The organism is Serratia sp. ID 25-353 (genome assembly GCF_054792795.1).
The window spans coordinates 2,099,041-2,112,783 of the sequence record NZ_CM139236.1; the positions used below are offsets into that span (position 1 = coordinate 2,099,041).

The following is a 13,743-nucleotide window of genomic DNA, read 5'->3' on the forward strand; positions in this document are numbered from 1 at the left end:
AGAATATTGAACGAAATCGGCGGTGGAGAAGCTTATCGTTCATAATTTCGAACGTACCAAGGGGATAGCATGGACAATATATTTAACAGACCAGTCATCGGCGTCGTCATGTGCAGGTATAGGTTAAACGGGCACCTCACACAGACCTTGCAAGAAAAGTACCTGAATGCCGTTATCACCGCCGGCGGCTTGCCGATCGCCCTGCCGCACGCGCTGGCGGAGCCGGAAATGCTGGCGGAACTGCTGCCGCGCCTCGACGGCATTATGCTGCCGGGCAGCCCCAGTAATGTGCAGCCGCACCTTTATGGTGAAAACGGCGATGAGCCTGACGCCGATCCTGGCCGAGACGCGTTGAGCCTGGCGCTGATCCGCCAGGCGTTCGACAGGCGCATTCCCCTTTTCGCCATTTGCCGCGGCATGCAGGAGATGGTGGTCGCCACCCAAGGCACCCTGCATCGCCGCCTGTACGAACTGCCCGAGCTGCTGGAGCATCGTGAAGATCACGATCTGCCGCTGGAACAGCAATACGCCCCCGCCCACGAAGTCATCGTTCAGGAAGGGGGGCTGCTTTCGCAACTGATACCGGATTGCAACAGATTCTGGGTGAACTCGCTGCACGGCCAGGGCGCCAAAACCCTGGGCGCGAGCGTTCGCATCGAGGCGCACGCCGCCGACGGGCTGGTGGAGGCGATCAGCGTGCGCGATCAGCCCTTCGCGCTCGGCGTGCAGTGGCACCCGGAGTGGAACAGCGATGAGTACGCCCTATCGCGCCTGTTGTTTGATGGTTTCATCACCGCCTGTCGGAACTATCAAAAGGAAAAACGCCCATGAGCGACGTCAGCTTGGCACCGGGAAAACGTCTGTCGCAGATCCGTCAACAATTGGGGTTGTCGCAGCGCCGGGTCGCCGAACTGTCTGGGTTAACCCACAGCGCCATCAGCACTATCGAGCAGGACAAGGTCAGCCCGGCCATCAGCACGCTGCAAAAGCTGCTGACGGTGTACGGTCTGTCGCTGTCGGCGTTTTTCGCCGAGCCGGAAAAACCGGCTGAGCCGCAGATCGTGATAGACAGCGACGACCTGATCGAAATCGGCAGCCAGGGCGTTTCGATGAAGCTTATCCACAACGGCGACCCGAACCGCACGCTGGCGATGATGATCGAGACTTACGAACCGGGCACCACCACCGGCGAGCGCATCAAGCATCAGGGGGAAGAGATCGGCACGCTGCTGGAGGGTGAAGTGGTGCTGCAGGTCAACGGCCAGAGCTATCACCTGCTGGCCGGGCAGAGCTACGCCATCAATACCGGCATCCCCCACAGTTTCAGCAACACGTCGGCGCGCATTTGCCGGATTATCAGCGCCCATACGCCGACGACATTCTGATCAACGGAGCCAGGCATGAACTTTCACCATTTGCAGTATTGGCAACAACGGGCGCAGGCCCTGAAGATTGAGCACCAGCTGTTTATCGACGGCCGCTACCAGCCGGCCGCCGCGGGGAAACGTTTCGCCGTGGAGGATCCCGCCGGCCGCCGTGAGCTGGCGCAGGTCGCGCGCGGCGAAACCGCCGACATCGATCGGGCGGTCAGCGCGGCACGCGCCGCCTTTGAGCGCGGCGACTGGGCACAGGCCGCCCCGACGCAGCGCAAAGCCACGCTGCTGCGCTTCGCCGATCTGATGGAACAGCATCACGAAGAGCTGGCACTGCTGGAAACGCTGGACACCGGCAAACCGATTCGCCACAGCCTGCGCGATGACGTGCCGGGCGCCATCCGCTGCATCCGCTGGTACGCCGAAGCGATCGATAAGGTCTACGGCGAAATCGCCCCCACCGGCCGCGAGGCGCTGGCGCTGATCGAGCGCGAACCGATCGGCGTGGTCGGCGCCATCGTGCCCTGGAACTTCCCGCTGCTGCTGGCCTGCTGGAAGCTCGGCCCGGCGCTGGCCGCCGGCAACAGCGTGGTGCTCAAACCCTCCGAAAAATCGCCGCTGAGCGCCATCCTGCTCGGCAAACTGGCGCAGCAGGCCGGGCTACCGGACGGCGTGCTGAACGTGGTGCCCGGCTATGGCCACGACGCCGGCAAGGCGCTGGCGCTGCACCGCGACGTCGACGCCCTCACCTTTACCGGCTCCACGCTGGTGGCGAAACAGCTGATGATTTACGCCGGCGAATCGAACATGAAACGCGTCTGGCTGGAGGCCGGCGGCAAGAGCGCCAACATCGTCTTCGCCGATTGCCCGGATCTGGATCAGGCCGCCCGCAGCGCCGCCGCCGGCATCTTCTATAATCAGGGGCAGGTGTGCATCGCCGGCACTCGCCTGCTGGTCGAAGCGAGCATTGAGCAAGCGTTCCTGCAGGCGCTGCGCAAACACGCGGCGGCCTTCGTTCCCGGCGATCCGCTCGATCCCGACACGGTGATGGGCACGCTGATCGACAGCGGCCACTGCGAAAAAGTGGCCGGCTATATCGATCGGGGGCTGAGCCAGGGCGCCGCACTGTTCCTCGACGGGCGCGACCATCCGCAGGGCGACCACGCCGGCTATCTGGGGCCGACCATCCTCACCCAGGTGAACAACGCCATGAGCGTGGCGCGCGATGAAATCTTCGGCCCGGTGCTGGCGGTGACCACCTTCGACAACGAGCAACAGGCGCTGCAGCTGGCCAACGACAGCGAATACGGCCTCGGCGCCGCGGTCTGGACCCGCGATTTGGCCCGCGCGCACCGCATGGCGCGCCAACTGAAAGCCGGCACGGTGTTCGTCAACAACTACAACGATGGCGACATGACCGTACCCTTCGGCGGCTACAAGCAGAGCGGCAACGGCCGCGACAAATCGCTGCACGCGCTGGACAAGTTCACCGAATTGAAAACCACCTGGATCTCGCTGGAATAAGGGCTTATCTCATGACTGAACACGTAAAAAGCTACTATGCGGCCACGGCCAACGCACATCAGCCCTATCCGCAACTGAACGAATCGATCGAGTGCGACGTCTGCGTGATCGGCGGCGGCTATACCGGCCTCTCCTCCGCGCTGTTCCTGGTGGAAGCCGGCTATAACGTGGTGGTGCTGGAAGCGGCGCGCATCGGTTTCGGCGCCAGCGGCCGCAACGGCGGCCAGTTGGTCAACTCATACAGCCGCGACATCGATGTGATTGAAGAGCGCTACGGCGCGGAAAGCGCCCGCCTGCTCGGCAGCATGATGTTTGAAGGCGCGGAGATCATCCGCAGCCGCATCAGCCGCTACGCCATCGACTGCGACTACCGCCCCGGCGGCATCTTCGCCGCGCTGAACAACAAGCAGTTCCATGCGCTGATCGAGCAAAAGCGCAACTGGGAGCGCTACGGCAATACCCAACTCGAGCTGCTCGATGCAGATCGGGTGCGCCAGGAAGTCGCCAGCGATCGCTACGTCGGCGCGCTGCTCGATCACAGCGGCGGCCACATCCATCCGCTCAACCTGGCGCTGGGCGAGGCCGAGGCGATTCGCCTGCAGGGCGGGCGCATCTTCGAACAATCGGCGGTGACGAACATCCACCACGGCGAACCAGCGCTCATCAGCACCGCCAACGGCCAAGTGAAGGCGCGTTTCGTCATCGTCGCCGGTAACGCCTATCTGGGCGACAAGCTGGAACCGCGGTTGGCCAAGCGCAGCATGCCGTGCGGCACCCAGGTGGTGACCACCGAACCGCTGGCGCCGGAGATCGCGCAGGCGCTGATCCCGCAGAACTACTGCGTGGAAGACTGTAACTACCTGCTGGATTACTACCGCATCACTGCCGATCATCGTCTGTTGTACGGCGGCGGCGTGGTGTACGGCGCGCGCGATCCGGACGACATCGACAACCTGATCCGGCCGAAGCTGCTGAAGACCTTCCCGCAGCTGAAAGGGGTGCGTATCGACTATCGCTGGACCGGCAACTTCCTGCTGACGCTGTCGCGCATGCCGCAGTTCGGCCGGCTGGAGAATAACGTGTACTACATGCAGGGCTACAGCGGCCACGGTGTGACCTGCACCCATCTGGCGGGCAAGCTGATCGCCGAGCTGATGCGCGGCGACGCCGAACGCTTCGACGCCTTCGCCAAACTGCCGCACCTGCCGTTCTTCGGCGGGCGCAATTTGCAGATCCCGTTCACCGCCATCGGCGCGGCCTACTACACGCTGCGCGACCGTATCGGCGTCTAAAACAGCAGGCCCGGTCATCATGGCCGGGCCTGTGCGTTAACGCTTAGACGATCTTCGGTTGGCCGTCCGAGGCGGTCGCCCCGCCGTCGACCGGAATGTTGGCGCCATTGATAAAGCTGGCGTCGTCGCTGGCCAGAAACGCCATCACCGCCGCCACTTCTTCCGGCTCCGCCGCACGCCCCAGCGCGATGCGCTCATTGAACTTGTCGCGGATTTCCTGTGGCCAACCGTTGGTCATGTTGGTTTTCACCAGGCTCGGGCAGACCGAGTTGATGCGCACGCCGTCACCGCCGTGGTCCAGCGCCATGGCGCGCGTCAGGTTGACCACCGCGCCTTTCGCCGCGCAGTAATAGGCCGCGCCCCAGTCACCGCCCAGACCGGACACCGACGCGGTATTGACGATGCAGCCCTTGGTCTTCAGCAGGTGCGGCAAGGCGAATTTGGAACAGAACACCACGCCGTCGATATCGACCCCAGCGATGCGGCGCCAGTCGTCGACGCTGGTTTCCAGCACGCTGCCCGCCACGTGTACGCCGGCGTTGTTCAGCAGGACGTCGATGCGGCCCAGTTTTTCCGCCACCTCGTTCATCATTTTTTCAACCGCGACGTGATCGGACACGTCGATATGTACCGCCATCGCCCGGCCCTTCGGCAGCGAAGCGGCAACCTTATCTACCGCCTCTTTGGCCCAGTCGGCCAGCACCACGATGGCGCCCTCGGCGGAGAAACGCCGTGCCGCCGCTTCCCCCATGCCGTTGCCCGCACCGGTGATAACCACGACTTTATTGTCAAAACGCATGAGACCTCCTCCATGTGAACGTATTTATATAAGTCATACAAATCTCATTGCCCCGAGGATAAGACGCCCCACCCCTGAGAGCCAGTCAAAACGTGCGGTTTATTAACCAAAAGGAGGTATGTCAGTGATTTCAATGCGCTGGATTAACCTTTATCGGATTTTGGCCAACATACTGATGGATAAAATAAAATTACGGAGAGTCACTATTTGTCAGGCGGATTGTCAGTGGGCGAGACTATTGCAGGTGTGCGGTTATGGCCACACAGAGATAAACGATGTGAATGAAAAACGGCAGCCGCCCGCAGGCGGCCGCAACTATTTTTTCTCGATGGGGACAACCAGCAGATCGACGTTCAGTTCGTTGATCGCCTGACGCGCCGAAGAGATCAGTCGGCTCCAGACATCATGATGGTGGCCGAAGATCACCAGGTCGAACCCTTTTTCCTTCGCCACCCGATTCAGTTCTTCCGTCAACGCGCCGCGGCTGACGATCACCTCTTCGACCGGATAGGACGACTGCCCTTTGATCGCATTGAGCATATTCTTCACCCGCTCCGAAAAGGTGCGATCGGTGTAGTTGTAATCGCCCACGCCCAGATCGACGTAATAACCGGCGCGATGAATGTCGATATAGATCAGGGAAAGTTTGGCATTGAGCGCAGCGGCCAGCCTGGCGCCCTTGCCCAGCAGGAACTCGGCGTCTTCGCTGAGATCCGTGGCGACAACAATATGCCGGTAAGCCATGATGGCGGCCCTCCTCGTCAGATCCGTAAACAGGATGGCGCTCCTTGCCGCATGTTTCTTATGCACCTTAAGTTTAGCCCAGCGCCGGTTCACTCGCCTGCCGCACCGTCGTTCCATCCGTGGAACGATGCATCCCGACTGCACGGTCTACCGGATTTTTCTCCCCTCCCTACACTGTAGGCAAGTGCTGAGTTTCAGCCTTATCAATCAAAGAAGATACCCACTGACCTCACGACGAGAAAAGGAAAACACCATGACCACTCCAGCCAACTTCAACGGCCAGCGTCCTGTTATTGATGCCAATGACGCGGTCATGCTCCTGATCGACCACCAGAGCGGCCTGTTCCAAACCGTCGCCGATATGCCGATGACTGAACTGCGCGCCCGCGCCGCCGCCCTGGCCAGCATCGCCACCCTCAGCAAACTGCCGGTGATCACCACCGCCTCGGTGCCGCAGGGCCCGAACGGCCCGCTGATCCCGGATATTCACCAAAATGCGCCGCACGCGCAATATGTCGCCCGCAAAGGGGAGATCAACGCCTGGGACAACCCGGACTTCGTGGCGGCGGTCAAAGCCACCGGCCGCAAAACCTTGATCATCGCCGGCACCATCACCAGCGTCTGCATGGCCTTCCCGTCCATCAGCGCGGTGGCCGAAGGCTATAAAGTGTTCGCGGTGATCGACGCCTCCGGCACCTACTCGAAAATGGCGCAGGAAATCACCCTGGCACGCGTGGTGCAGGCCGGCGTGGTACCGATCGACACCGCCGGCGTGGCCTCGGAGCTGCAGGGCAGCTGGAATCGCGCCGACGCTCAGCAGTGGGCCGAGGTTTACACCAAAATCTTCCCGGCCTATCAGTTGCTGATCGAGAGCTACCTCAAAGCGCAGGACGTGGTGAAAAACAACGAACGGCTGGACTCGCAGCGTTAAGATCGTGGGCATAAAAAACCCCGGCCAAGGCCGGGGCTATTAATCGCGTGCCGGTGACTTTCCCGGCTGTCATGTTATGGCGTAAGCGTCCATCCAACACTCCAACATTACGCAGCCTAAGCGCGACTTTTTCACAACAGAAAAATAGACTGAAACGCGGCGTTATTAATTCTGCGGCAATCTGTTTTTCTGTTGCCAATAATAATTAATTATTGGAACGTCATCGAGGAATCGAACCCCAGTCCGCCAACGGATAATTTCGCTGCCGCTCTTCCTGCTGAGCTAATGACGTATTGGTAAAGACTCCGGGCGAACCCGGAGTTTATTCAGGCTGAGGACGTTATTTCTTAACTGCTCCGGCTTAAACCCTCATCGCTGTCGTAAGAAATCGTACCTCGGCCGAAAATTATAACGCGACCACGTTGCCGGCAGAAGGGCCCTTCATGCCATTTTCGATAGTGAACTCAACCTGTTGGCCTTCGTCCAGCGTTTTGAAATCGTTGCTCTGGATAGCAGAGAAATGTACGAACACGTCTTTGCTGCCGTCTGCCGGGGTGATAAAGCCGAAGCCTTTACCTGCATCAAACCATTTTACCAAACCTGTCATTTTAGTAGACATAGAGATATTTCCTTTATATTTTTGCGACGCCATAGGGCGATAGAGGTCTGTTTTTATTGGAAACTTATGGGGCACTAGAGAAGAAAATTCGCGGAAGAAGAGGTATCTGAGGGATATCGCTAATACTGAGAACTGCTTTACTAAAACTGCTTTCATAAGGTCTGTACTACAAACCGATGACCCTATTTACACACGACTGAGTTATTTAAGCAAGCAATATTTAAATTATATTCATATGGCTCATAAATTTATTATCGCAAAAGGCCGCTGACGCCTGTCGCTACGGGCAGGTAAAAAAAGGTCTCGCCCTGCTGGATCACATCGGCGATTCATTATAAAACTAAGACTACCCCGTTTCTTACAGGCCGTTAACCGATGATCGATATGCCAGCCGTGCTCGCCGTTTTCACCGTCTATATCGTCGGCGTGGTGATCCCCGGCCCCAATTTTGTCGCCGTCGCCCACAAAGCCGTTTCCGCGCGCCGCAGCGAGGCTTTCGCTCTGGTGGCGGGCATTGTATTGGTCAACCTGTTCTGGGCGAGCAGCGCCCTCCTCGGCATCGGGATAATTTTCGCCTTGTTCCCCTGGTTGGCGCTAGCGGTAAAAGTGGCCGGCGCCGGCTATTTACTGTGGTTCGGCTATCGGCTTATCGCCCAGGCGGCGCCTTCTTCCGGCCCCTCCACGGTGACCGGGAAAAGCGGTTTTCGCGTCGCTTTTCTGCAGGGCATCGCCACCAACATCGCCAATCCCAAATCCATTGCGTTTTACGCCGCCGTCTTCTCATCAGCGGCGCCCGCCCATGTTTCTACGCCGACCTTCCTCGCCATGCTGTTGGAAGTCGCGGCGATAGCCAGCTTGTGGTACGGGCTGGTGGCGCTGGTGTTGTCGCACGCCCCTGTCGCCGGCGCCTACCGCCGCAGCAAGGCTTGGATCGATCGCGCCTGCGGCACGTTGATTATCGTACTGGGGCTGCGGCAGCTGCTCAGCCGATGATCGCGATCCCCAGCCGCTCCAACAGCTGCGCGGCCTGGTGGCTGTCCATTTTAACGCCCTGCAGATCGGTGGTACGTAAATCCAACTCGCCCAGTTCCGCGTTGCTCAGATCGCACTGGGTGACGTCGGCGGCACGCCAGTCGAAACCGGAGAATTCGCCGCCGGACAGATCCGAGCCGCTGAAGCTGGCGCCAAGCACCTGTGCGCCGTGCCAGCGGTTTTCCCACAGCTCGCATTTCTCCAGCACCACCTTGGCGAAGTTGGCATAGCTCAGGTTGCTTTTGGTGATATAGGCGCTGCAAAACCAGGTGCGGCTGGTGATCATGTTCATAAAACTGGCGCCGCGAAAATCGGCGCCCTGCGCGCGACATTCGCGGATTTCGATGCCCAACGCGTTGGCATGACGAAAATCGGCCATCGATAAATCACAGCTTTTAAAACTCGCGTCTTTCAGTATCGCACGGCTGAAATTGCCGCCCTGTCGGCTGTCGCGATCGTAAAACTGGCAGCCGATAAACTCGGTGCCGGTCAGATCGGCGCCCGAAAAATCACACAGCATAAAGCTGCCGTTTTCAATCTTCTCGCCGGTAAAGCGGTTACGGTCTATCTTTTCACCCTTCAACATCAGACTCATCGCAGCGCACCTGTTTATTTATACAGTCAGTGCGGCATTTAATCCTATTCCGGCAGGGTTGGCAACCGTCGCCGATCGGCGGGCCTCCGTTCTAACGCCACCTTGACGATGCTGAATGTCCTGACGCTCTCCGCCTGAGCGACGTCGGCAAACAAGCGGGGGTAACGGGAGTTGACCACCCACACCTCGCCATCGCGCAGCGCGGCGCCGGTCGGCCCATCCAATCCCGGCGGCGTGGCGACCGCGGCGACATGGGCGCTGGCCCAGCCGTCGGCCGAGGCGAGCAGCGTCACGTCGCCGGACATGCTCCCTTTTTCACCCGGAAAAGACTGTACGATTACCAATTCGTTGGCGTTTTTGAGCCGCAGCCCGTCCGGCCCTTTCAGCCGCTGCGGCAGCCTGATTTCACTTATCGCAGGTGCGTTATCCAGCGTCACCTTCCACAGCAGCCCGCGGGTGTAGTCCGACGCAATCAGGTAGCCATCCGGGTGAGACACGATGCCGTTGAGATAAGGCTGCGTGCCCTGCGCAGCGGCGGGGGCGTCGGCCGGCATCAAACGCGCTGAGCGCACCAGAATCGACACCTGGCGCGTTGCCCGGTCGATCTTGTAAATCTGCGGCTGGAAGCTGTCGGTCACATAGATATTGCCCTTTGCGTCGAGCGCCAGATCGTTGGCCAACGTCGGACCACGGCTTAACGACGAAAGATCGTACGTCTGCTGCAGCGCGCCGGTATCGAGACTGAACTCCAGCACCTGCGCCACGCGATTGCGCGTGCCGGTGGCCGAGTAGAGGGACACGCCCACGTCTTCGTTGCACACCAGCACCCGGTTGCGCTCGGCGTCCACCAGCATGCCGGAGGTAGTGATGAGCCCCTTACCGGTGGAAAACCGCCGATAGCGGCCATCCGGGTAGACCAGGCCAAGCTGCCCACCGCGCAGGGAGGAGACCAGGAACGCACCGGCGCGTGCATTCCAGGCGATGCCCTCAGGGTAAGCGCCGGCGGCATCCGGCGAGAATTCGATGCGCTGCGTGGCCTGCGCCTGCATGACGCCGCTGAGAAACAGCGCGACGCCGGCCAACGGGGTGACGCGTCGGCGCCACGGCAATAAGAAAGAAAAGAGGCTGAAACGGAACATGTGCATGACCCTGATGAGGACTCGGATCGCTAGAGTAGGATCGCGCCGCTCACGGCACCAGCCGGGAAAAAGGCAATGCGCCACTAAAAAAATCGCAGTAATCAGCGCAAAAAAACCGCCCGATGCGGGCGGTTGAGGTGACGGCGAACCGTTACTTCAGGGCTTCCTGAATGGCGTCGGCCATCGGGCCGATGTGCTTTTCCGCCGCCTTCAACTGGAAATCTACGCCGTTGCCGTCGTTGGTATCCGACAGCGTGGCCTTGATCAATTCCAGCGCCGCCTGCACCGCCACCAGCCGTTTGTGCTGTTCGTCCGTGACCGGGTCGGCGCCCATATTGGCCGGATAGTAATGTTCTAACATCGCGATCTCCTTTTGATGACGTTAACCTCTAACCTACCAGAAAACCGCGCATTTACTAAGGAAACCAGGCCCTGCGCGGCCGAGTGGCGATAAATTGCACTATACTGGGCAAACACTTTCCCCTGTAACAGGATCATCGCCATGTCATTCCAGGGAAGCTGCCACTGCGGCGCCGTCACCTTCTCCGTGGACGCCGAACTGCCCGCCGACGCCCTCAGCTGCAACTGTTCGATCTGCCGCCGCAAAGGGCTGTTGCTGTCTTTCTTCCCCATCAGCGCATTCACGCTCAACAGCGGCCAGGACCAGCTCAGCACCTACACCTTCAATCACCACAAGATCCGCCATCAGTTCTGCCGAGTCTGCGGTGCCCAGCCCTTCGCCTACGGCACTGCGCCGGACGGCGCCGCGATGTGCGCCGTCAACCTGCGCTGCGTGCCTGACATTGCGCTGGATGCGTTGCAGATCCACAGTTACGACGGCGCCAGCGTCTGAGATCCCGCGTTTTCAGCGGTAGACGGAGAATTTCTTGGTCAGCGGCTTAAGCTGTTCGGCGTCGCCGTAGAGCGCCACCGCCACGAAATCCAGCTGTTCGTAAGGGGTGTTGGCGGTGTCGGCGATCTGCTGTTCGGCGGAGTGCGACAGCATGGTGGTGGTGAAGAAGTTGGACAACACGCCCTCGTCCTTGCACTTCAGAATCAGGTTGCTGAGCTGGCTGCTGTTCTTGGCCTGCAGGATCACGATCGGATAGTGGCTCATATTGGCGCTGACGCCGTCGAGGCTGCTCGGATAGTGGTGAAACTCGCGCTGCTCGATCAGATCGGTGATGCCCGCCGTCAGATGACAGGAGGCGTTAAACAGCGTGGCCGGTTCGTGATTGCGGTTGAGGATGATATAAAATTTTTTCTCGTTGTCGCTGTACATGCTCTTCTCCTTGAATAGGCAGCCAGTTTTACCCAACCTGCGCACGGTTTCAAGGCGCGATAAGGGGCCGCGTCCGGCCCCCGTGATCACGCTGCCGAATCAGGCGGCGCCTTCACCCGGACCGAGCGGCTGCGCCACCTGATGCAGCACGGTGATGTTCTGCAAAAGCGTGCCGCCGTCGATCGGTTTCATCTGGCCGTCGCGATCTTTATAGTGCGTCGGCTTGGCGCCGTGGAAAAACAGCCCGGCGTTGACCTGCACGCCCAGATAGCCTGCGCTGGCCGGCAGGCGCTGCACGTCGGTCCAGGGGGTGGAAACCGGCACGTACTGAAAGCCTTCGCTCGTCTTGGCGTACAGCGGGCGCAGCAGCGTGACAAAGGCCATCATCGGCGACAGCGCGTCTTTAAAGATCTGCACCGGCCGATCGACCGTCATCAGGAAACCCTGCGGCTGCTCCTCAACCGTGTCGAGGCTCAGGCTGCTGCTGATATCATCACCCCGGCCGCCATAGCTCCATTCAATGGCCGGCGCCCCACTCTCGTTCATCATCGCTGACATACACTGCTCCTTATAAAATGAATTCAACACGCCTGCTGCGTGCCGGAACAGTAAACCGCCGCGGGGGACCCGCGTCCACGCCGGGCGGCACGCTGGCAAACCAAACAACGAAGGCGCGCAATCAATAAAGCTCGAAATGAATAATTTCTCCGCGTGATAGCGCAGCATTTGAACGACCTCAGCCGTTGCAAGAGCACATAGTGATGGCGTTACCGCCACTGGAGAGTGTTATGACCGCGATTAAACCGGACGCCATCGACCGCGTTCTTCCCGCCACCACGCCCTGGTTTGCCGTCGTCAACGTGTTGTTCGCCGGCATCGCCGCGGCGCTGCACGTGGGTAAGGCCACCATCGCGCTGCCTGCGCTGCAGGCCGAGTTCGGCCGTTCGCTTGAGGCGCTGAGCTGGGTCATCTCGGCCTTTCCTTTCGTCGGGGTGTTCGGCGGTATCGCCGCCGGGCTGTTGGTGCGCCGCTGGGGCGACCGGCGCCTGCTGGCAGTAGGGTTACTGATCATCAGCGCCGCCAGCTTCACCGGCGCCACGCTGCACGACTTCAGCGGATTGGTCGTCAGCCGCTTTGTCGAAGGCCTCGGCTTCGTGATCGTGGTGGTCGCCTCGCCGGCGGTGCTGAACCGCATCGTCGCCCCGGCGCAGCGCAGCCTGGTGTTCGGCATCTGGAGCACCTTCATGCCGGCGGGCATCGCCATTTCACTGTTTTTCGGCCCCCATCTCGCCGACTGGCAACAAAATTGGCAGGCCGGTGCGGCGTTGACGCTGTTGGCCGCCGTGCTGCTGCCGCTGACCACGTCCCGCCGTGCCGCCGAGGCGCACGTTCCGCCGTTACACCTGCGGCAAGCGCTGGGCGCGATGCTGCGGGCGCGCCGACCGCTGTTGCTGGCGTTGATGTTCACCACTTACAACCTGCAGTTTTTCTCGGTGATGACCTTCCTGCCGATCTTCCTGATGCAACGCATCGGCCTGTCGCTGGCGGCCGCCGGCGGCATCAGCGCGGCGGCGGTGGCGGCGAACATCATCGGCAACCTCGCCGCCGGGCTCTTGCTGTCGCGCGGTCTGCGGGCCGGTAGCCTGCTCGCGGCCACCAGCCTGATCATAGGCATCTTCGGCATCGGCATTTTCCTGCCGATGACGCCCAACGGCCTGCTGATCCCCTTGTGTTTCCTGTTCTGCGCCATCGCCGGCATGCTGCCCGCCACCATTCTGGCCGCCACGCCGGCGGCGACGCCGGAACCGACGCTGCTGCCGCTGAGCCTGGGGCTGGTGATGCAGGGGAACTATCTCGGTCAGGTGATCGGCCCGGTCGCGCTGAGCGCCATCGTGGCTGCGGCCGGTTGGGCGGCCCCGGCCTGGCTGGTGCTGGCGGCGGCCCTGTTGGGGGCGCTGTTGGCGCTGGCTTTTCTCAACCGGCGGCATAATGCGGGGTGATAAGCAGAAAGGTCGTTCTGTTTGTTATAAGCGGTGCTGAATTTTCCCTGGTGCAGGTGCCTGCCTATCGCGAAGGATATGGCCAGTGATGATCAAGGCCCGATAATGACAAGGCGCCGGTGGCCGCGAAATACACCAGCAGGCCGGCAAAGGCGATCAGTAGCGTTTTCTCGATGACGCCGAGTCGTTTGTGTTCAGTCATTTGCATACTCCTTCGTGATATCGGGCGAACGGCCGCCCTCATCAACACTAGGAAAGCCTGGCGCAGGCGGCAAGCGTGGCTCACAAAATGAAACATAATCGATAAATTTTGTTAATTATTTAGCCCTCTTTCTTTTCTCATGTCGCCGCCTCCGCCTGTTCACCGTGCAACGCCCGCCTTGCCCTTAATAACCCTATGGAATACGCCACTA

17 protein-coding genes and 1 pseudogene are annotated in these 13,743 nt (G+C 60.5%); 8 read left to right on the plus strand and 10 right to left on the minus strand.

What is annotated here, in order from left to right:
- Nucleotides 1-69 precede the first annotated feature (69 nt).
- The 4 genes from puuD to ACYF6X_RS10025 are packed head-to-tail and all read left to right on the plus strand — an operon-like array spanning nt 70 to nt 4,189.
- Nucleotides 70-831 (plus strand): gamma-glutamyl-gamma-aminobutyrate hydrolase, encoded by a 762-nt coding sequence (gene puuD, locus ACYF6X_RS10010; RefSeq protein ID WP_039566470.1) that lies wholly within the window; start codon nt 70-72, stop codon nt 829-831.
- Nucleotides 828-1,385, plus strand: coding sequence for an HTH-type transcriptional regulator PuuR (gene puuR / locus ACYF6X_RS10015; RefSeq protein ID WP_016928041.1), 558 nt, complete (start codon nt 828-830; stop codon nt 1,383-1,385). Before puuD ends, puuR begins: the two co-directional genes overlap by 4 nt.
- Before the next feature lie 15 nt (nt 1,386-1,400).
- Complete coding sequence (gene puuC, locus ACYF6X_RS10020) at nt 1,401-2,897, plus strand: aldehyde dehydrogenase PuuC (RefSeq protein ID WP_130017946.1); 1,497 nt, start codon at nt 1,401-1,403, stop codon at nt 2,895-2,897.
- 11 nt (nt 2,898-2,908) lie between these two features.
- A complete protein-coding gene (locus tag ACYF6X_RS10025; protein ID WP_063989629.1) occupies nt 2,909-4,189 on the plus strand; it encodes an NAD(P)/FAD-dependent oxidoreductase in 1,281 nt (426 codons plus the stop codon).
- A gap of 43 nt (nt 4,190-4,232) precedes the next feature.
- On the opposite strand, the gene budC is transcribed toward ACYF6X_RS10025, so the two are convergent.
- Nucleotides 4,233-4,988 (minus strand): meso-2,3-butanediol dehydrogenase, encoded by a 756-nt coding sequence (budC, locus tag ACYF6X_RS10030; RefSeq protein ID WP_025302549.1) that lies wholly within the window; start codon nt 4,986-4,988, stop codon nt 4,233-4,235.
- Nucleotides 4,989-5,303: 315 nt separating this feature from the next.
- Complete coding sequence (locus ACYF6X_RS10035) at nt 5,304-5,732, minus strand: universal stress protein (RefSeq protein ID WP_063989628.1); 429 nt, start codon at nt 5,730-5,732, stop codon at nt 5,304-5,306.
- Nucleotides 5,733-5,985: 253 nt separating this feature from the next.
- Between ACYF6X_RS10035 and ACYF6X_RS10040 the strand changes: the two genes are divergently transcribed.
- A complete protein-coding gene (locus ACYF6X_RS10040) occupies nt 5,986-6,663 on the plus strand; it encodes an isochorismatase family protein (RefSeq protein WP_460925593.1) in 678 nt (225 codons plus the stop codon).
- A 213-nt stretch (nt 6,664-6,876) separates the two neighbouring features.
- Here the strand turns inward: ACYF6X_RS10040 and ACYF6X_RS10045 are convergent.
- A pseudogene (locus tag ACYF6X_RS10045) lies at nt 6,877-6,955 on the minus strand.
- 114 nt (nt 6,956-7,069) lie between these two features.
- Nucleotides 7,070-7,282, minus strand: coding sequence for a transcription antiterminator/RNA stability regulator CspE (gene cspE / locus ACYF6X_RS10050; RefSeq protein WP_033638238.1), 213 nt, complete (start codon nt 7,280-7,282; stop codon nt 7,070-7,072).
- Between the two features lie 375 nt (nt 7,283-7,657).
- On the opposite strand from cspE, the gene ACYF6X_RS10055 reads away from it, so the two are divergent.
- Nucleotides 7,658-8,275, plus strand: a complete 618-nt coding sequence (locus tag ACYF6X_RS10055; protein WP_063989627.1) for a LysE family translocator — start codon at nt 7,658-7,660, stop codon at nt 8,273-8,275.
- On the opposite strand, the gene ACYF6X_RS10060 is transcribed toward ACYF6X_RS10055, so the two are convergent.
- The 3 genes from ACYF6X_RS10060 to ACYF6X_RS10070 all read right to left on the minus strand — a co-directional run bounded on the left by ACYF6X_RS10060 (nt 8,265) and on the right by ACYF6X_RS10070 (nt 10,409).
- A complete protein-coding gene (locus tag ACYF6X_RS10060) occupies nt 8,265-8,909 on the minus strand; it encodes a Qnr family pentapeptide repeat protein (RefSeq protein ID WP_063989626.1) in 645 nt (214 codons plus the stop codon). The two genes, ACYF6X_RS10055 and ACYF6X_RS10060, sit on opposite strands and share 11 nt — an antisense overlap.
- Nucleotides 8,910-8,953: 44 nt before the next feature.
- Nucleotides 8,954-10,048, minus strand: coding sequence for an SMP-30/gluconolactonase/LRE family protein (locus tag ACYF6X_RS10065; protein WP_406880129.1), 1,095 nt, complete (start codon nt 10,046-10,048; stop codon nt 8,954-8,956).
- 151 nt (nt 10,049-10,199) lie between these two features.
- Nucleotides 10,200-10,409, minus strand: a complete 210-nt coding sequence (locus ACYF6X_RS10070) for a hypothetical protein (protein WP_063989625.1) — start codon at nt 10,407-10,409, stop codon at nt 10,200-10,202.
- A 141-nt stretch (nt 10,410-10,550) separates the two neighbouring features.
- Between ACYF6X_RS10070 and ACYF6X_RS10075 the strand changes: the two genes are divergently transcribed.
- On the plus strand, nt 10,551-10,901 hold the full coding sequence (locus tag ACYF6X_RS10075; protein WP_107226917.1) for a GFA family protein: 351 nt from the start codon (nt 10,551-10,553) through the stop codon (nt 10,899-10,901).
- A gap of 12 nt (nt 10,902-10,913) precedes the next feature.
- On the opposite strand, the gene ACYF6X_RS10080 is transcribed toward ACYF6X_RS10075, so the two are convergent.
- Together ACYF6X_RS10080 and ACYF6X_RS10085 are read right to left on the minus strand one after the other, a co-directional pair.
- Entirely contained in the window at nt 10,914-11,330 is a 417-nt protein-coding gene (locus ACYF6X_RS10080; RefSeq protein ID WP_130017943.1) for a DUF2000 domain-containing protein, read from the minus strand.
- A gap of 99 nt (nt 11,331-11,429) precedes the next feature.
- A complete protein-coding gene (locus ACYF6X_RS10085) occupies nt 11,430-11,888 on the minus strand; it encodes a hypothetical protein (RefSeq protein WP_063989622.1) in 459 nt (152 codons plus the stop codon).
- Nucleotides 11,889-12,118: 230 nt separating this feature from the next.
- Between ACYF6X_RS10085 and ACYF6X_RS10090 the strand changes: the two genes are divergently transcribed.
- Nucleotides 12,119-13,330: an MFS transporter gene (locus tag ACYF6X_RS10090; RefSeq protein WP_130017941.1), complete on the plus strand. Its 1,212-nt coding sequence runs from the start codon at nt 12,119-12,121 to the stop codon at nt 13,328-13,330.
- Nucleotides 13,331-13,394: 64 nt separating this feature from the next.
- Here the strand turns inward: ACYF6X_RS10090 and ACYF6X_RS10095 are convergent, their stop codons facing one another.
- Entirely contained in the window at nt 13,395-13,532 is a 138-nt protein-coding gene (locus ACYF6X_RS10095; RefSeq protein ID WP_162837928.1) for a hypothetical protein, read from the minus strand.
- Nucleotides 13,533-13,743: the final 211 nt, after the last annotated feature.